20 protein-coding genes are annotated in these 18,819 nt (G+C 28.8%); all 20 read left to right on the forward strand.

Annotation, left to right across the window (positions count from 1 at the left end; genetic code table 11):
• Nucleotides 1–17 precede the first annotated feature (17 nt).
• Nucleotides 18–389, forward strand: a complete 372-nt coding sequence (locus EGM88_RS05155) for a hypothetical protein (protein WP_203229437.1) — start codon at nucleotides 18–20, stop codon at nucleotides 387–389.
• Nucleotides 386–847 carry an ABC transporter permease gene (locus tag EGM88_RS05160; protein ID WP_238988382.1) on the forward strand — a complete coding sequence of 154 codons (462 nt, stop codon included), beginning with the start codon at nucleotides 386–388 and terminating at the stop codon, nucleotides 845–847. Before EGM88_RS05155 ends, EGM88_RS05160 begins: the two co-directional genes overlap by 4 nt.
• Nucleotides 844–1,248, forward strand: a complete 405-nt coding sequence (locus tag EGM88_RS05165) for a hypothetical protein (RefSeq protein ID WP_123896902.1) — start codon at nucleotides 844–846, stop codon at nucleotides 1,246–1,248. The genes EGM88_RS05160 and EGM88_RS05165 overlap by 4 nt, the downstream gene beginning before the upstream one ends.
• Nucleotides 1,248–2,243: a BtrH N-terminal domain-containing protein gene (locus tag EGM88_RS05170; RefSeq protein WP_123896903.1), complete on the forward strand. Its 996-nt coding sequence runs from the start codon at nucleotides 1,248–1,250 to the stop codon at nucleotides 2,241–2,243. The genes EGM88_RS05165 and EGM88_RS05170 overlap by 1 nt, the downstream gene beginning before the upstream one ends.
• A 174-nt stretch (nucleotides 2,244–2,417) precedes the next feature.
• The gene (locus EGM88_RS05175; protein ID WP_123896904.1) at nucleotides 2,418–3,173 is read left to right on the forward strand and encodes an ABC transporter ATP-binding protein; all 756 of its coding nucleotides are present in this window, start codon (nucleotides 2,418–2,420) and stop codon (nucleotides 3,171–3,173) included.
• Nucleotides 3,166–4,455: an ABC transporter permease gene (locus EGM88_RS05180; protein WP_123896905.1), complete on the forward strand. Its 1,290-nt coding sequence runs from the start codon at nucleotides 3,166–3,168 to the stop codon at nucleotides 4,453–4,455. Before EGM88_RS05175 ends, EGM88_RS05180 begins: the two co-directional genes overlap by 8 nt.
• A gap of 44 nt (nucleotides 4,456–4,499) precedes the next feature.
• A complete protein-coding gene (locus EGM88_RS05185) occupies nucleotides 4,500–4,922 on the forward strand; it encodes an acyl-CoA thioesterase (protein ID WP_123896906.1) in 423 nt (140 codons plus the stop codon).
• A gap of 122 nt (nucleotides 4,923–5,044) precedes the next feature.
• The gene (locus EGM88_RS05190) at nucleotides 5,045–6,190 is read left to right on the forward strand and encodes a beta-ketoacyl-[acyl-carrier-protein] synthase family protein (protein WP_123896907.1); all 1,146 of its coding nucleotides are present in this window, start codon (nucleotides 5,045–5,047) and stop codon (nucleotides 6,188–6,190) included.
• 1 nt (nucleotide 6,191) lies between these two features.
• Nucleotides 6,192–6,812, forward strand: coding sequence for a 3-oxoacyl-ACP synthase (locus tag EGM88_RS05195; protein WP_123896908.1), 621 nt, complete (start codon nucleotides 6,192–6,194; stop codon nucleotides 6,810–6,812).
• Entirely contained in the window at nucleotides 6,813–7,070 is a 258-nt protein-coding gene (locus EGM88_RS05200) for a phosphopantetheine-binding protein (protein WP_123896909.1), read from the forward strand.
• A complete protein-coding gene (locus tag EGM88_RS05205; RefSeq protein WP_123896910.1) occupies nucleotides 7,071–8,270 on the forward strand; it encodes a beta-ketoacyl-[acyl-carrier-protein] synthase family protein in 1,200 nt (399 codons plus the stop codon). It abuts the gene before it with no gap.
• Nucleotides 8,267–9,331 (forward strand): beta-ketoacyl synthase N-terminal-like domain-containing protein, encoded by a 1,065-nt coding sequence (locus EGM88_RS05210; protein WP_123896911.1) that lies wholly within the window; start codon nucleotides 8,267–8,269, stop codon nucleotides 9,329–9,331. Before EGM88_RS05205 ends, EGM88_RS05210 begins: the two co-directional genes overlap by 4 nt.
• Nucleotides 9,332–9,432: 101 nt before the next feature.
• Nucleotides 9,433–10,089, forward strand: coding sequence for a polysaccharide deacetylase family protein (locus EGM88_RS05215; protein WP_238988383.1), 657 nt, complete (start codon nucleotides 9,433–9,435; stop codon nucleotides 10,087–10,089).
• Between the two features lie 55 nt (nucleotides 10,090–10,144).
• Complete coding sequence (locus EGM88_RS05220) at nucleotides 10,145–10,705, forward strand: outer membrane lipoprotein carrier protein LolA (protein ID WP_123896913.1); 561 nt, start codon at nucleotides 10,145–10,147, stop codon at nucleotides 10,703–10,705.
• Nucleotides 10,686–11,300 carry a hypothetical protein gene (locus EGM88_RS05225; protein WP_123896914.1) on the forward strand — a complete coding sequence of 205 codons (615 nt, stop codon included), beginning with the start codon at nucleotides 10,686–10,688 and terminating at the stop codon, nucleotides 11,298–11,300. The genes EGM88_RS05220 and EGM88_RS05225 overlap by 20 nt, the downstream gene beginning before the upstream one ends.
• Before the next feature lie 83 nt (nucleotides 11,301–11,383).
• A complete protein-coding gene (locus tag EGM88_RS05230; RefSeq protein ID WP_123896915.1) occupies nucleotides 11,384–11,755 on the forward strand; it encodes a hotdog family protein in 372 nt (123 codons plus the stop codon).
• An 80-nt stretch (nucleotides 11,756–11,835) separates the two neighbouring features.
• Nucleotides 11,836–12,333 (forward strand): hypothetical protein, encoded by a 498-nt coding sequence (locus EGM88_RS05235; protein WP_148084081.1) that lies wholly within the window; start codon nucleotides 11,836–11,838, stop codon nucleotides 12,331–12,333.
• An 18-nt stretch (nucleotides 12,334–12,351) separates the two neighbouring features.
• A complete protein-coding gene (locus EGM88_RS05240; RefSeq protein WP_123896917.1) occupies nucleotides 12,352–13,536 on the forward strand; it encodes a DUF2062 domain-containing protein in 1,185 nt (394 codons plus the stop codon).
• A 3-nt stretch (nucleotides 13,537–13,539) separates the two neighbouring features.
• Nucleotides 13,540–17,250: an MMPL family transporter gene (locus EGM88_RS05245; RefSeq protein WP_238988384.1), complete on the forward strand. Its 3,711-nt coding sequence runs from the start codon at nucleotides 13,540–13,542 to the stop codon at nucleotides 17,248–17,250.
• Entirely contained in the window at nucleotides 17,234–18,763 is a 1,530-nt protein-coding gene (locus EGM88_RS05250; protein ID WP_123896918.1) for a phytoene desaturase family protein, read from the forward strand. The genes EGM88_RS05245 and EGM88_RS05250 overlap by 17 nt, the downstream gene beginning before the upstream one ends.
• The last annotated feature ends 56 nt before the right edge of the window (nucleotides 18,764–18,819 follow it).

Below are 18,819 nucleotides of genomic sequence, written 5' to 3' on the forward strand. Positions count from 1 at the left end.
TTCCACAGAAAGAGCCTATGGTAATGGTAGATACTTTGTTGCATTATTCAGAGACTCAAGTTACCTCAAAGTTAACGGTTTTAAAATCAAATATTTTTACCAATAGACATTCGCTTACTGAACCAGGTTTAATAGAGCACATGGCACAAACAGTAGCGTTGCATACAGGTTATAAATACTACCTACAAAATAAACCTTCACCAACGGGTTATATTGGTTCTATAAAAAGAGTAGAAATTAGTAACTTACCCCAAATAAAAGATACGTTAATAACTAGGGCTTCTATTTTGCATGAAATAATGGGAGTTACTTTAGTAGCCATTGATGTAACTTTAAACGGTAAATCAATAGCTACTGGCGAAATGAAAACCGTAGTAGCAAATAGTTGAAGAAAAATAAAAATCATATAGACATTAAAAATTTTTTACCGCATAGGCCACCTATGTTAATGGTAGATACACTATTGTCTATTACTAATGAAAGTGTTAAAACCAAGTTTTTGATAAAATCAGATTGTGTTTTTGTTTCAAAAAATGTATTTTCAGAAGCTGGTTTAATTGAAAATGCTGCTCAAACTTGTTCAGCAATAGTTGGTAAAAGTTATTTTAAAGAAGATGATGTTCAAGGAGAAAGTAATAAATTAGTTGGATTTATTAGTGGAGTAAAGAATTTTGAAATTAATAAATTACCTTTAGTGAATGAAATCATTTATACTAATGCAACGCTCGTATCTAGATTTGATGCAGATGGGTATAGTATTTGCTCATTAAAGTGTTTTATAGAAAATGATAATACTGTTTTAGCTACATGTGAGATGAATTTATTTATTAAAGAGGTTTTTTCATGAAAAAAAGTGAAGTTCCACAGGATAAAAGTAATTTAGAGTCTGCAAATTTTAGAGAACTCTGTTATGCTATTGATGAAAATGGAAATTATACAACAGAAAATAGTTCTGGCTGGAATCCGAAAACAATCGCATTAGATAATGCGATTCAAGTTATTGAAGAACGCATTGAAAACGCAAAAAAAAGAGTATTAAATAACGAAACAAGTCCAATTGAGTACTATATGGAAGTGCACAAAATGGATTTACCCATATTAGCTAGTTATGTTGGATTATGGAAATGGCGTGTAAAAAGACATTTTAAACCAAAAGTATTTAAAAAGTTAAATAATAGGTTGTTACAGAAATATGCTGATGTTTTTGATATCAGTATTGAACAACTTAAAAATATAGAAAAAAATTAATGAAAATAAACTTTGCACATCATCAATCAGCACATTGTGAAAATGGTGTGGTTTCAAATTTATTAAAGCATAAAGGTTATCAAGTTAGTGAACCTATGGTTTTTGGAATAGGGTCAGGACTTTTTTTTGTTTATATCCCATTCTTAAAAGTAAATTATGCACCTGTTATCAGTTTCAGGCCTATGCCAGGAATTATTTTTAAAAGGTTTGCTAATCGTGTAGGAATCAAAATAAAACGTTTTAAATTTCAAAACGAAAAAAAAGCAGAGAAAGCATTAGAACTTGAGTTAAAACGTAATAATCCTGTAGGCTTACAGGTTGGAGTATATAATTTAACCTATTTTCCAGATGAATACCGTTTTCATTTCAATGCCCATAACTTAGTTGTTTATGGTAAAGAAAAAGATACCTATTTAATTAGTGATCCTGTAATGGAGACTACAACAACCTTAACTAAAAAAGAACTCAATAGAGTACGTTTTGCAAAAGGAGCGATGTCTCCTAAAGGGCATATGTATTATCCCATTGACTTTCCAAAAGAGTTGAAGTTAGAAAAAGCCATTGTTAAAGGAATTAAAACCGTTTGTCGAGATATGTTAGCTCCAGTACCTTATGTTGGTGTTAGGGGAATGAGAACTATAGCTAAATTAATACGAAAATGGCCTAAGAAAAAAGGGGTTAAAATAGCAAATCATTATTTAGGGCAGTTGGTTCGAATGCAGGAAGAAATTGGAACAGGTGGCGGAGGATTCCGTTTTATTTATGGAGCTTTTTTGCAAGAAGCTTCGGTAATTTTAAATAATACTAAATTGAAGGAATTGTCAATAGAAATTACTGAAATTGGTGATTTATGGAGAGATTTTGCTGTTGATGCTTCTAGAATTTATAAGAACAGAAGTGTTGAGTTGGACGCCTACAATAAGGTAGCTGATAAATTGATGGAGTTGTCCTATAAGGAAGAAGAATTTTATAAAAAATTAAAAAAATCAATATAAAAAAGACTACCTAATAGTATCTATCAAAAAATATAAGTAGTTTTTTAGTTATTTTAAACAATAGAAATCTGTTCCGATAAAATACCAAAATCTTTTATATTTGGTTTAGTAAAATAGCCCAATTACTTGTATAATAACTGTATGCTAACGATAAAATGCATAATATAATTTTAAATGAACCTGTCAGTAATCCATATCAATAACGTTTATAAAAAATATAAAGGAGCTGATGTTTTCTCTATTAATAATCTTAGTTTAGAGATTAACAAGGGCGAAATTTACGGATTGCTCGGTCCTAATGGTGCAGGTAAAACAACTTTAATTTCAATGCTTTGCGGGTTGTTAAAACCAACTTCAGGTCAAATAACCATTAAAGGGTTATCTTTTAAAGACAATGCTAAACAAATAAAGCAGACTATAGGTGTAGTTCCACAAGAATATGCATTATATCCTACGCTAACTGCTTACGAAAATTTAATGTATTTCGGGGCAATGTATGGATTGTCAGGCACTGATTTAAAATTTAAAGTGACTGAAAGTTTAGAGCATTTAGGACTTTCAAAATTTCAAAATAAAAAAATTAGAACATTTTCAGGAGGTATGAAGCGTCGGGTAAATCTTATCGCTGGAATTTTACATCAACCTGAAATTTTATTTTTAGATGAACCAACGGTTGGAGTTGATGTGCAATCTAAAAATGTAATTATGGAGCATCTAAAGATGTTAAACAAAAACGGAACTACTATAGTTTATACATCACATCATTTAAATGAAGCAGAAACATTCTGTTCTAAAGTTTCTATTATTGATAATGGGTCAATTGTGGCTTCTGGTACACCAAAAGAACTCATGCAAAATAGTACAGGTGCAAATAATTTAGAAGATGTATTTATACAATTAACTGGTGAAGCTCTAAGAGATTATGCTTAAACTTATTAGCTCTACATATAAAGAAATGTTGTTGTTATCACGTGATTTAGGCGGTTTGGTAATTCTTTTTGTAATGCCATTAGTTTTAATTATCACCATTACACTTATTCAAGATAGTTCTTTTAAAACTATTAACGAAGCTAAAATTCCTATTCTTTTTGTTGATAACGATAAAGAAGAAATTTCTAATACTATTTTAGAAAATTTAAACAGTAATGATGCCTTTGAAATTGTTACAAAACAAGATGATGTTTTCTTTACTGAAGAGACGGCAAAATCAGCAGTTTTAAAAGGAAAATATCAGCTTGCTGTGATTATTCCTAAAAATTTAAGTTCTGATTTGGATAAAAAAGTAAATCAAAATGTAGCCAAAATCCTTAGCGAATTTGGTGTAGATGATGAGCCTAAATCCACCGATGAAGTTATTCTTAATAAAGAAATTAAGTTGTATTTTGATCCTGCTGTTCAAAAATCGTTCAAAAATGCAGTAATGAATAATATAGATAAAATGATTTCTAGAATAGAATCTAAATCTATTTATAAAGCTTTTCAAGAAGAACTGGGAGAGGCAGAACAGAAACAACAAAATCCGTTATTAACAAATAGTAATTTTGTGTCATTTAAAGAGATAAATCCAAAAGAAGGACAAGGAGTTACTTTACCTAATTCAACGCAACATAATGTGCCAGCATGGACACTTTTTGCCATTTTTTTTATAGTTATTCCTCTTTCTATCAATATTGTAAAAGAAAAAAATCAAGGTACTTTTGTGCGGTTGCGAACAAATCCAGTTTCATATTTAACGGTATTAGGAGGTAAATCAATTACTTACTTAATAGTGTGTTTGATTCAGTTTTTACTAATGTTAGCTGTTGGTGTTTTTCTATTACCATTGTTAGGATTACATGCTCTAGAAGTAGGTTCTAACTTTATAACATTATTTATTGTTGCCTTATTTTCAGGATTGGCAGCTGTAGGTTTTGGCATTTTATTAGGTACATTGGCTACTACACCAGAACAATCTGCTCCATTAGGGGCAACTATGGTGGTTATTCTAGCTGCTATTGGTGGTGTTTGGGTGCCAGTTTTTCTTATGCCCAATTTTATGCAACTTATTTCAAATATTTCACCGATGAATTGGGGGCTTAATGCTTTTTATGATGTTTTATTGCGTAATGGAGGCATCATGGAAGTGTTGCCAGAAATAGGATTGCTATTGTTGTTTTTTATTGTAACAGTAACCATTTCTATATGGTATGATAAAAGACAAAGAACAGTTTAGTAAATTATAAAACATTAGTAAATGTCATAAAAGGAATTCATAATATGCAAAAAATATCATATATTTCAAAAATACGAGTTCGTTTTAACGAAACCGACCCTTTAGGTATCGTTTGGCATGGTAATTATATTACCTATTTTGAAGATGGAAGAGAAGCGTTTGGAAGAGTACATGGTATTTCTTACTTAGACATAAAGAAAAATGGTTTTGCTACTCCTATAGTAAAATCTTCTTGTGAACATAAGTTGCCTTTAAAATATGGAGATATAGCTACCATTGAAACTACTTTTGTAGATTCACCAGCAGCAAAAATGAACTTTACTTATAAAATATTTAACCCAGAAGGTAAGTTGGTGTGTACTGGAGAAACGGTTCAGGTGTTTACGGATAATAAAGGAGAATTGTGTTTAACTATTCCTAAATTTTTTGCTGCATGGAAGCAAAAAGTTGGAATAAACTTCCCCTAATTTATCATAGTATAAGAATCTATTTTAAGCTATAATTGTTCACGATAAAGTTATGCTTATCAACAAAATACTTTTAACTACTTTTGCAACTAATATTTAAATAGTAAATTCGTTTTTTATTCGTGTCTAAGATTTATTTAACATATAATAATATTATTTCTAGCCTTGGTTTTACCACTACTGAAAATATTGAGAATATCTCAAAAGACATTTCTGGAATAGAAAAGATAGAAGATATTAATTTATCTCAAACGCCAATTTATACTTCTTTAGTAAATACAATAAAACTAGATAATACTTTTAAAAAGTTAGGAAACATCAATGATTTTACTCGGCTAGAAAAATTAATGATTTTATCATTACACGATGTGTTGACGGAATCAAATGTGAAAATAACACCTAAAACAGGCCTTATCATTTCAACTACAAAAGGAAATATAGATGTGCTAGATAGTTCCTCTAAATTTTCTAAAAAGAGAGCTTATTTATCTGAATTAGCAAAGCAGATTCAACGTTTTTTTGGATTTAAAAATGAAGCTATCGTTTTGTCTAATGCTTGTGTTTCAGGTGTTTTGGCAATTTCAGTAGCAAAAAGACTGATAAAATCAGATATGTATGATAATGTATTTGTAGTAAGTGGAGATATTGTTTCTAAATTTATAATTTCAGGATTTCAATCTTTTCAAGCTATTAGTGATAGTTCTTGTAAACCTTTTTCAAAAAATAGAACAGGAATAAATATTGGTGAAGCTGCGGCTTCAGTATTGGTAACTTCTCAAAAGGAAAATTTAGCTCCCGATGCTGTAGAAATTTTGGGAGATGCTTCATGTAATGATGCCAATCATATTTCAGGACCTTCTAGAACAGGCGAAGGTTTATATAGAAGCATGTTATCAGCCTTTAATGAGGCTAATATTAAAACAACTGAAATTGATTATGTTTCTGCACATGGTACTGCAACTAATTACAATGATGAAATGGAAGCCATTGCTTTCGATAGAATAAATTTAGAAAAAGTTTCTATTAATAGTTTAAAAGGTTATTATGGACACACTCTCGGAGCTTCTGGTTTGCTTGAATCTATTGTAGGTATGCAATCTTTATATAACAATACGTTATATGCTTCTTATGGATTTGATGAAATAGGTGTGTCAAAACCATTAAATATAATTAAAGAAACAACAGAAAAACCCTTAACTACTTTTTTAAAAACGGCATCAGGTTTTGGAGGTTGTAATACAGCTGCAATTTTTAAAAAAGTACTATAATTTGAAATTAGAAACTTACATATCAACCTATTGTCATATTAGAAATAATAAGATTTTAATAAATGGAAAGCCTTTTATTAAAGATGCTTTTGATACTGATTTTTCAATCTTTTCTAAAAAAGTGTATAAAGATTTAAATTTAAGTTATCCAAAGTTTTTTAAAATGGATAACTTAAGTAAATTAGCATTTTTGGCAGCAGAATGTGTTTTAAATAGAGAAAAGACCAATGAAGACGATAACATTGCAATTGTATTGACAAATAGAGCATCTAGTTTAGATACGGATAGAAAACATCAATCAAGTATTCAAGATAAAGAGAGTTATTATCCCAGTCCTGCAATATTTGTATATACCTTGCCAAATATTGCCATAGGAGAAATAAGTATTAAGCATCAGTTAAAGAGTGAAAATGCATTTTTTATTCTCGATGCTTTTAATGCAGAGTTTTTACATAATTATGCATGTAGTTTACTCGAAAATAATAAAGCAGAAAGTGTACTGTGTGGATGGGTAGATTATGACAATGAGAAATATGACTGTTTTATGTACAAGGTATCTCAAATAGGAGATATAAAACATACAATTAACAAATTACAAAACCTGTATAAAATAAAGGATTAGATGGAAGCTTTAAAATTAGAATTAAAAGAAAAAATTATAGAACAACTTAATTTAGAAGATATTTCTATAGAAGAAATAGGAGATAATGATCCTCTTTTTGGTGATGGATTAGGATTAGACTCTATAGATGCCCTAGAATTAATAGTAATGCTAGATAAAGATTATGGTATTAAATTGACAGATCCAAAAGAAGGAAAAAAAATATTTGAATCTGTTGCCATTATGGCTGCTTATATTACTGAAAATAGAACTAAATAAATGTCAAAAAGAGTTGCCATTACTGGGATGGGTATTATTTCTTCAATTGGAAATTCAGTTGAAGAGAATTTGAGTGCCTTACTCAAAAGTAAGCATGGTATTTCTCGGATATCGAATATTCATACGCGGCATAAAGATGAAATTATGGTTGGTGAAATTACACTATCTAATGAAGAATTGATAGAGCAATTGAATTTACCAGAAACTAATAATTACTCCAGAACAGCGATGTTGGGAGTAATTGCAGCTAAACAAGCTGTTGTTAATGCTAATATTACAAATATTAATGATTGTAAAACAGGATTAATTTCTGCAACTAGTGTTGGAGGTATGGACATGACCGAAAAATACTATTATGAATATTTAGAAGATAACACCAATCATAAATATATCGGAGGACATCATGCAGGTGATTCAACTCATAAAATAGCCGAACAATTAGGAATAACTAATTTTGTTACTACGATAAGCACTGCGTGCTCTTCATCAGCTAATGCTATAATGTTAGGAGCTAGAATGATAAAATCAGGTAAGTTAGATAGGGTAGTAGTTGGTGGGGCCGATTGTCTTTCTAAATTTACTATTAATGGGTTTAAAACATTAATGATTTTATCAGAAACATATTGTAAACCTTTTGATAGAGATAGATCTGGTTTAAACTTGGGTGAAGCAGCAGCTTTTTTAGTATTAGAATCTGAAGAAATTGTAGTGAAACAAAATAAAAAAGTATTGGCCTATATTGCTGGTTATGGAAATGCTAATGATGCTTTTCATCAAACAGCATCTTCAGGAGATGGTGAAGGAGCTACTTTGGCTATGCAAGCAGCCTTCAAAGTTTCTGGGCTACAGCCAAATCAAATTGATTATATTAATGCTCATGGTACAGCAACATTAAATAATGATTTATCAGAAAGTGTTGCCATACAACGTGTTTTTGGTGAAAATATACCAGATTTAAGCTCTACAAAAGCTTTTACAGGTCATACGTTAGCCGCAGCTGCTGCAATTGAAGCAGTGTATTCTGTATTGGCATTACAAAATAATACCATATTTCCTAATTTAAATTATAACAATGCTATTGAGCAAACAGGAATTGTTCCTGTAACTTCAATAAAGAAAAAAAATATTAATCATGTGCTTTCTAATTCTTTTGGTTTTGGAGGCAATTGCTCTACTCTAATATTTTCAAAAAAACTATGAATTCCTGTTATATAAATAGCGTTGCCTGTGTTTCAGCTCAAAATACTTTAAGGAATGATCACTTTTTGGAGGAAGTGGTTTTTTATGATGAAAATATTATTTCTGCTATAAATCCTGTTTATAAAGAATATATTCCTCCAGCAGCTGCTCGACGAATGGCAAAAGGGGTAAAAATTGGTGTGGTGGCTTCTGCTATGGCATTAAAAGAAGCCTATATTACCATACCTGATGCCATTATTACAGGAACAGGAATGGGCTGTTTACAAGACTCTGAAAAATTTGTAAGTAGTATGATTACTAATGATGAGCAGTTTTTAACACCTACATCTTTTATTCAATCTACACACAATACTGTAGGTGCACAAATTGCATTGGGTTTACAGTGTAAAGCTTATAATTTTAGTTATGTTAACGGAGCTGTTTCTTTTGAATCTTGCTTAATAGACGCTCAATTAATGTTTCAAGAACAAGAAGTAAAGCATATTTTGGTTGGAGGTGTTGATGAGCATGGTGCACATACTAATAATTTGCATAAGTTAATTGGTCATATTAAAAAAGAACCTGTTTCTACAGTTCAACTATTAAATTCGAAAACACCAGGTACTATCTTCGGAGAAGGAGCTTCCTTTTTTTTATTGTCAGATAAAAAGGAACATGGTTCATATGGTAAGTTAGTAGATGTTGAAATAATAAATACTATTAAACTGGAAAACATAATAGATCGCGTTTTGCACTTCTTAAACCGTAATGGCATTAGTGTAGAAGATATTGATGCTGTTATTCTAGGTAATAATGGAGATGTAGAGTTTGATAATTATTACAACAAATTACAAGATGGTCTTTTTAAAAATACTCAACAGTTAGCTTATAAACATCTGTTTGGAGAATATAATACTGTGTCTGCAACTGGTTTTTGGGTCGGAGCTAAAATATTAAAATCACAAACAGTACCTAATGTGCTAAAAATTAATAATAAGAGGTCTAATAGTTATAAAAACATCTTATTATATAATCAATATAGAGGAGAAAACCATAGTTTCGTATTATTACAATCATGTTAAAATTTGAACGTGTAAATAGCTTCTTTTTTGTAGTAGTTCTTTTGGTTTACACATTTGAAGTCCCTAAATTTTTGTACTTTTTTATTTTTTTAGTTTGGTTAGTGATAACTATAATTGGTTCATTTCATATCAGATGGAATTATCATCTTAAAGCATTACATTCTAATCCACATACTAATAAGAAACAAGTGGCTATTACCTTTGACGATGGTCCAAATTTGGAATTCACACCTCAAATATTAACATTTTTAAAAAAGCATAATATAAAAGCTACTTTTTTTTGTGTTGGAAAGCAGATTGAAAATCATCCGAAATTGTTTAATCAAATAGTTAATCAAGGACATGTAGTGGGAAATCATTCTTACAGTCATTCTAATAATTTTGGTTTTTTTTCTCATAAAAAAGTTCTTGATGATGTGAATAAGTGTAATGAGTTGATATATGAAAATTTAAATGTAAATTCAAATCTTTTTAGACCTCCTTTTGGTGTAACAAATCCAGCTATAAGAAAAGCAATTGCAAAAACAAGACATCACGTAATAGGCTGGAATGTTAGGTCATTAGATACTAAAATTAAAAACCCTGAAAAAATTCTAAAAAGAATTACGAAACGTCTTAAACCAGGTGATGTAATTTTATTACATGATACCAATAAAAGAACTCTAGTTGTTTTGGAACAGTTATTGTTATTTTTACATGAACATCAATTTGAAACTACTACGGTAGATAAATTATTTGAAATAGAAGCTTATGTTTAGAATGCTATTTACATTTCTATTGCTAACAACAACCACAATTTATTCCCAACAGGTAATGACACCTAAGGAAATAACTGATTTAAAAAAAAATGTAAAAATTGTGGCTCAAAAAACAACAACTATAAATAGTGATTTTGACCAATTTAAGCATATGGAATTTTTATCTGATGCTATAAAAACATCTGGTAAAATGAAATTTAAAGCTCCAAAATTGGTAAAATGGTCATATACAAAGCCTTTTCAATATAGTGTGGTTTTTAAAGAAGGAAACTTATTGATTAATAACGAAGGTAAAAAAAGTGATGTTAATATTGGCTCTAATCAATTGTTTCAACAGCTTAACCAACTTATTGTAAAAAGCATTAGCGGAGATATGTTTGATGAAACTGAGTTTACCATGAATTTTATTAAAACCACAGAGAACTATATTGTTACTTTTAATTCTAAAGATGCGGAGCTTAAAAAGTATATCAAACAATTTATATTGTATTTTGATAAAGAGAATTACACTGTTATGGAAGTGAAGATGGTTGAACCTTCAGATGACTATACCCATATAATTTTTAAAAATCGTATAGAAAATCAAACCATAAAGGATGAGGTTTTTAAAAATTAATATACTTGTTATTTTTCTATTGTCTTCTTGTTCTTTAGCAATAACCAAAGATTTTACAGAGGCTAATGTAGAATTATCAAACTACAAGAATCCATATTTTTCTAATGTATTTAAAGATTATGTTTATAAAGCTAATATTGAGGTGTATGGTTATGAATTTAGTGGAATTTTAATAATTAAAAAATTAGCTACACAACATCATAGAATTGTTTTTGCTACTGAATTTGGTACAAAAATGTTAGACATGGAATTAAATAAAGAGGACTATACAATCCATTTTATTGCTAGTGAGTTAAATAAAAAAATATTAGTTAATACTTTAAAAAAGGATTTTCGAATTTTATTACAAGAAGATATATTAGTAAATAAGACCTTTAAAAATGAATATTTTAATGTATATCAATCTAACAATAAAAACCGTTTAAATTTTTATTTTGTAAAAAAAGAGCATAATTGTTTAGAAAAGCTAGTTAATACTTCAAAAATAAAAGAAAAAGTGATTTTTAATTTTAAAAGCAATGAGTGTAAAATGGCTGAGAAAATTTTAATTGAACATAAAAATTTAAAATTAAAAATTGAATTGAAAGCTTTTTAAAGGAGTGTTAAACTATGTAAAAACTTACAATGCATATAAATTAAAAAAGAAACTCTATTTTTACCAATTATAAATAAAAGTAAATGCTATTAAAAAATTTATATAAAATACAATCCTTTAGTTTTAAAGAGGGTAAAATAGAATCTGAAATCTTTATAAATAAAGATCATGAAATTTTTAAAGGACATTTTCCAGGTAATCCAGTTATGCCGGGTGTTTGTATGATTCAAATTATTAAAGAGCTTACCGAGAAAGCATTAAACAAGCACTTGTTTATGGAAAAATCAAGTAATATTAAATTTATGGCATTAATTAATCCAGAAGTTAACAATACCTTAGTTTTAAGTTTAGATGTTAGAGAAGATGATGATAGGTTTAAAGTAAAAAACACGACGAAAATGGAAGATACCCTAGCTTTAAAATTTAATGGTATTTATAAAGAAGTAAGTGTTTAACCTATTTTTTAAAAGAAAGTCAAATTTGAATATCTAATATTTTAGAAAACAAAGATCTTTAAAAAAAGTTATAGTAGTAAATGGTAAAACTTATATTTTACATAATGCTTTTTCAAGCAATTGCAATAAATCCATCTATTGTTGAGGTGCGTGATTTATATGTTAAAGCATCTGCATCACAAGAAGCAGCAACTAAATTTTATCAAAAGTTAAAAAATGTAACTAAAACTGATGAGGCTACATTAGTGGGGTATAAAGCTGCAGCTACTACAATGCAAGCCAAGTATGCCGATAAAATAAAAAATAAAAAAGCTCTTTTTAAAGAAGGGGTAGTTTTATTAGAAGATATAATTATTAAATATCCAAGTAATATTGAGTTGCGATTAATTCGTTTAAGTATTCAAGAGCATGCTCCTAAAATACTAAAATATAAAATGAATATTAAGGAAGATAAAATGTTTATTACTAGTCAATTATCATATCTGAAAAATAAAGCGTTAAAGAATCATATAAAAGGATATGTTTCACAATCTAATGCTTTTACAGCCCAAGAAAAAACTGTAATTTCGAAACTTTAAAGCAGTTGATAAAGTTTCGTGCAAAACCCTGAAGAAATAATACAAAAAATCAGCGATTATAATTGTTGTGTTGTAGTTCCTACTTATAACAATGACACTACACTTGAACGTGTTATCCAAGGTGTGCTCAGGTACACAAAAAATATTATTGTTATTAACGATGGGTCAATTGATAATACAAAAAATATACTTTTAAAGTATCCTGAGATTACTCAAATAAATCTTAAAAATAATGTTGGTAAAGGCAATGCTTTAAGGCTAGGTTTAAAAAGGGCTGAAGAATTAAACTTTGAGTATGCTATATCTATCGATTCTGACGGTCAACATTATCCAGATGACATTCCGTTGTTTATAAAAGAATTTGATACTTCTTTAAATAAGAAAATACTATTTATAGGGGCAAGAAATTTGAATGCCAAAGGCATGCCTAGAAAAAATAGTTTTGCTAATAAATTCTCAAATTTTTGGTATTGGGCAGAGACAGGATTTACATTACAAGATACACAATCTGGATTTAGAATGTATCCTGTCAAAGAGATAAATAAAATCAAGTTTTTAAGTACTAAATTTGAATTTGAGGTAGAAGTTATTGTAAAGGCTTCTTGGAATGGAATTGAGGTTAGAAATATTCCCATAAGAGTACTTTACGATTCTGATGAACGTGTTTCTCATTATAGACCTTTTATGGATTTTATCCGTATAAGTGCAATGAATACTTGGTTGTTTACGGTTGCTATTATTTATATTAAACCACGTGACTTTTATAGAAGATTTAAGCAAAAAGGGTTTAAAAAATTTTTTTATGAAGATTTAATTGGTAGTAGAGATTCTAACCTAAAAAAAGCATTGTCTATTGCGTTGGGTACTTTTATTGGTATTTCACCATTTTGGGGATTTCACTCTATTTTAGCAATAATGTTAGCTGCCATTTTTAAATTAAATAAGGTTATTAGCTTTGTGTTTTCAAATGTTAGTTTTCCCATATTTATACCTTTTATAATTTATGGTAGCCTAAAAATGGGAGGATCTATTTTAGGTAGAACCAGCTTAGAGCTTAATCAAATTGATGAAAATTTTAAAATTGGAGTTTACCTTGTGCAGTATGTAGTAGGTAGTTTTGTGTTAGCTTTTTTGACAGCAATACTTTTTGGAACAATTGGTTATATTACACTTCATCTTTTTAGTAGCAAAAATAGCAAGTAGGTTATGGGTGATTTTTTTTATAAAATATATAAATTACTTCAAAAACAAAAAGTTATATGGACAGCTTTTTTGTTATTATTCGTACTTTTATTGGTGTATTTTGCTTCAAACTTAAAGTTTGAGGAAGATATAACGAAGTTAATTCCAAATTCTGAAAAATCAGATATTACAAATAAAGTCCTTAAAAATGTAAACTTTGCAGATAAAATAATTGTTAATATAGAAGCTAAGAATGACGCAAATGCCAACGATTTAATTGAGTATGCAACAGAATTTATAGACAGTACGATTAATAAAAGTGGCAATTATATAAAGGAAATTCAAGGGAAAATTGCTGATGAAGAAATTGGAAAAACTCTAGATTTTATTTATAAAAACTTACCTCTATTTCTGAATGAAGCTGATTATCAAACTATAGATACGAGGTTACAGAAAGATAGTATTTTTAAAATTACACAATCAAATTTTAAAACGCTGGTATCTCCTACAGGTATCGTTGCTAGAGAAACAATTTTAAAAGATCCACTAGCACTTTCTTTTTTAGGTTTAAAAAAATTAGAACAATTAAAAGTTGAAGATAATTTTGAAATTTACAATGGGTTTTTAGTGAGTAAAAATCGTAAAAATCTCCTGCTATTTATAGTGCCCAAATTGAGATCTAATGAAACAGCTAATAACACATTATTTGTGAATCAACTGTATAAGATTCAAGATAATTTAAATCAAAAATATCATTCAAAAGTTCAGAGTGAGTACTACGGTGCAACTGTAGTTGCCGTAGCCAATGCTAATCAAATTAAAACGGATGTGCAGTTTACCGTAAGTATTGCACTTACCGTTTTGGTGTTAATTCTTATTTTTTTTTATAGAAAAATACTAATTCCAATTATTTTGTTTTTGCCGACTATTTTTGGTGGTTTGGTAGCAATTTCGGTGTTGTATCTTACAAAAGGTCAAATTTCAGCTATTTCTTTAGGTATTGGTTCTGTTTTGCTCGGAGTTACTTTAGATTATTCATTACATATTTTAACTCATTATAAGTATAATAATAATATAAAACAGCTCTACAAAGATGTAAGTAAGCCAATATTAATGAGTAGTATTACTACTTCAATTGCTTTTTTATGTTTGCTGTTTTTAAAGTCAGAAGCCTTAAATGACTTAGGTGTTTTTGCCTCAGTTAGTGTTATAAGTGCCTCTGTTTTTGCTTTAGTATTGATTCCTCAATTATACCGTTTTAAAGAAGAAAAGTTAAGAACTAAAAACACAATTATAGATAGAATTGCAGCTTATGGTTTTCATGGTAGTAAAATATTGATAGGAGGTATAATTATTGTTTTTTTTATTAGTCTTTTTACTTATCGAAATGTGATTTTTGATCAGGATATTTCAAAAATGAATTATCAATCTGAAGACTTAAAAAAAGCAGAACAAAAGTTGGACGTATTAATGGATATGGCATCTAAATCCATCTATGTCACGGCTTATGGAACATCTGTAAATGAAGCTTTAGTAATTAATGAAGAGATTTATAACACCTTAAATAGTTTAAAGTTAAAGGATAGCATTTTAAGTTTTAGCTCGGTTGGTTCTTTGGTGTTGGCTGAGGAAATTCAAAATAATAAAAAGCAACAGTGGAATAATTTTTGGAATTCCGAAAGAAAACAAGCCGTAAAGAAAAACTTGATAGAAAGCGGTAAAACTCTTGGTTTTAAACCAAAAACGTTTAGTCGTTTTTATGAACTGTTAGAAAGTGATTTTTCTACTTTAAATTTTCAAGATTATAAAAAACTTAACTCTTTGTTTTTAGATGAGTTTGTTACAATAGATAGCAACTTTACTACTGTTGTTTCTATGGTAAAAGTAGCTCCTGAAAACCTTGAAAATATAGTTAATAAATTAGATAATTTGCCTCAAACTGTGGTTATTGATCGGCAACATATTAATGAAACTTTTTTAGGAAGTTTAAAAGATGATTTTAATACACTTATTGGTTATTCATTTTGGGCTGTTGTAATTATTTTATTCATTTTTTATAGAAGTGCTGAGCTTACTATAATTACAATAATTCCAATTGCATTAACTTGGATATTAACCATTGGAGTTATGGGAATTTTCAATATCCATTTTAATGTTTTTAATATTATTATATCATCATTTATATTCGGTCTTGGGGTAGATTATAGTATTTTTATTACTAATGGGTTGTTAAAAAAATACACTTATGGTATTAATGAAATGTCAACCTATAAAACCTCAATTTTATTATCGGTTATAACTACAGTCTTAGGAGTTGGTGTTTTAATTATCGCTAAACATCCTGCATTAAAGTCTATATCAGCGGTTTCTATTATTGGAATTTTATCAGCGGTTTTAATTGCATTTACCATTCAACCTTTGCTCTTTAAATTTTTTATTGGATGGCGTATAAAAAAAGGGTTAGCTCCTTTGCGAATAAGAACATTTTTACATGCAATGTTGTTGTTTGCTTTTTATGGAGTAGGAGGAATGTTATTGTCTCTTTTTAGTATCACAATCTTACCGATTTTACCATTTTCTAAGAAAAAGAAAATGAAGTGGCTACATAACACTATGGCAAAAATGGTAACTGCCACTTTATATGGAAATCCTTTTGTTAAAAAGGAAATTATCAATCCACATCAAGAAAAATTTGAAAAACCAGCTGTTATTATTTCAAACCATTCTTCATTTTTAGACACCTTAACTATAGGTATGGTAACACCAAATGTTATTTATTTGGTAAATGATTGGGTGTATAAATCACCAGTTTTTGGTCTGTTGGCAAAAGTGGCAGGGTTTTATCCAGTTTCTAGTGGTGTAGATGGAAGTTTAGAACATTTGGAAGCCAAAATACGACAAGGCTACTGTTTGGTTGTTTTTCCTGAAGCCAAACGGTCATTTACTAATAAAATAGGACGTTTTCATAAAGGAGCATTTTTCTTAGCGGAACAATTAAAATTAGATATTTTACCTTTATACCTTCATGGTAATGCAGAAGTTTTACCTAAACGTGATTTTATTATTTATGATGGTAGTTTAACAGTTGTAGTTGGTGAAAGAATAGCTTATAACGATAAACAATATGGAATTTCAGATCGTGAACGAACTAAGAAAATAGGAACTTTTTATAAACAAGAATTCCAAAAAGTTAGAGATTCTATTGAAAATGCTGATTATTTTAAAGATATTTTATTTAATAATTATCGTTATAAAGATAAACGCATTTTTAATGCTGTAAAACGCGATTTCTCTAAAAATAAACAAATTTATAAAGAACTTTCTGATGGCCTACCAGTAAAATCCGATATTACACATATTGCAGATGATTATGGACAGATAGATATATTATTAGTCTCTAGGTTTTTAGATAGAAAAATATCTTGTTATATTCAAGATCATGAAAAACGAAATATTGCAAAGAATTGCTATACTGTTATTCATAAAAAAGTAAATTATTTGAATGATTTTGAGCAATTAATATCTCAAAACATTAAATTTTTAATAATTTCAGCACTAATAACAACTCCTTCAGTTGTAAAAAGAATAATAGATTTACAAATAAGTAATATTTTTCTGGTAAAAAATAAGCGGTTATCTGAAGAGTTTGTTAAAAATGGGTATCATATAAAATGTCAAAACAAGTCAGTAATCTATCTAGAATTAAGAGAAAAATCCGATGAAAGAAAAATATGACGTTGTAATTATAGGAAGTGGCTTGGGTGGACTTGTTTCAGCCAACATATTGGCTCGTGAAGGCAAAAGTGTCTGTGTACTCGAGAAAAATAATCAGTACGGAGGTAATCTTCAGATTTTTTCTAGAAATAAAAGTGTTTTTGATACTGGTGTACATTATATAGGCGGGTTGGATAAAGGGCAAAATTTATACCAATACTTTAACTATTTAGGTATTATGGATGACCTAAAGTTAAAAAGAATGGATAAAAATAAATATGATGTTATCACTTTTGATAATGATACGATTGAATATCCTCATGCACAAGGTTACGATAATTTTGCTCTTCAATTGACAAAAAAATTTCCTGATGAAGCAAAAGCTATTCAGCATTACTGTGATAAAATTAGAGAGACTTGTAATAGTTTTCCATTGTATAATTTAAAATTAGGAGATACATATTATAATAATACCACTTTATTAAGTCTTAAAATAAGTGATTTTTTAGATAGTATTACCAACAATGAGAAGTTAAAATCTGTATTAGCAGGTTCTAATTTTTTATATGCAGGCGATAAAGATAAAACTCCATTTTATGTGCATGCTCTATCTGTTAATTCATATATTCAGAGTTCGTTTAGATGTATTAATGGAGGTAGTCAGATTGCTAAATTATTAGTCAGAAAATTAAAAGAATTTGGAGGAGAGGCTTACAAACGTAGTGAGGTAAAATCATTTGGATTTGAAGAAGAAAAATTAGTTTCTGTAATAACAAAAGATGGTCTCGAAGTAAAGGGAGATGTATTTATCTCTAATATAGAGCCAAAACATACGGTTAAAATGTTAGGAACTGACAGACTTAGAAAGTCATATATAAATCGTATTTCTCGTATAGAAAGTGTAATTTCTGCCTTCAGTGTCTATATTGTTTTTAAGCCTAAAACATTTAAGTATATTAATTATAATTATTATCATTTTAAAGATTATAAAAAAGTTTGGACAGCTTCTTCTTATGATGATAAAAGCTGGCCTGAAGGTTATATGGTTTCTATGAGTGTAAAACACCCTGAAGATAATAAATGGGCAGAAAATATGACTGCAATAACTTATATGAATTATGATGAAGTAAAACAATGGGAAGATACTTTTAATACTGTTGTAGAAAAAGGAGATCGAGGGCAAGCGTATGAAAAATTTAAAGCAGATAAAATTGAATTGATGTTAGTTGAATTGGAAAAGAAATTTCCAAATATTAGAAATTGTATTAAATCTGTATATGCTTCAACACCATTGTCTTATCGAGATTATATTGGTGTTAATAGAGGGGCAATGTATGGATATGTTAAAGATGCAAATAGTCCAATGAAATCTTTTTTATCTCCAAAAACTCGATTAAAAAATCTTTTTTTTACAGGTCAAAGTCTTAATATGCATGGTATTTTAGGAGTAACAATTAGTGCTGTATTAACATGTTCAGAAATTGTAGGTAAAGAACATTTGCTAAATAAGATTGTAAAAGCAAATAAACTTTAAAAGTGTAAAGTAATTAATTCAATAAGATCAGTAAAAAGTAAAGAAACAATTGCTTG

The sequence above is a fragment of the Aureibaculum marinum genome, from assembly GCF_003813905.1.
GTDB lineage: Bacteria > Bacteroidota > Bacteroidia > Flavobacteriales > Flavobacteriaceae > Aureibaculum > Aureibaculum marinum.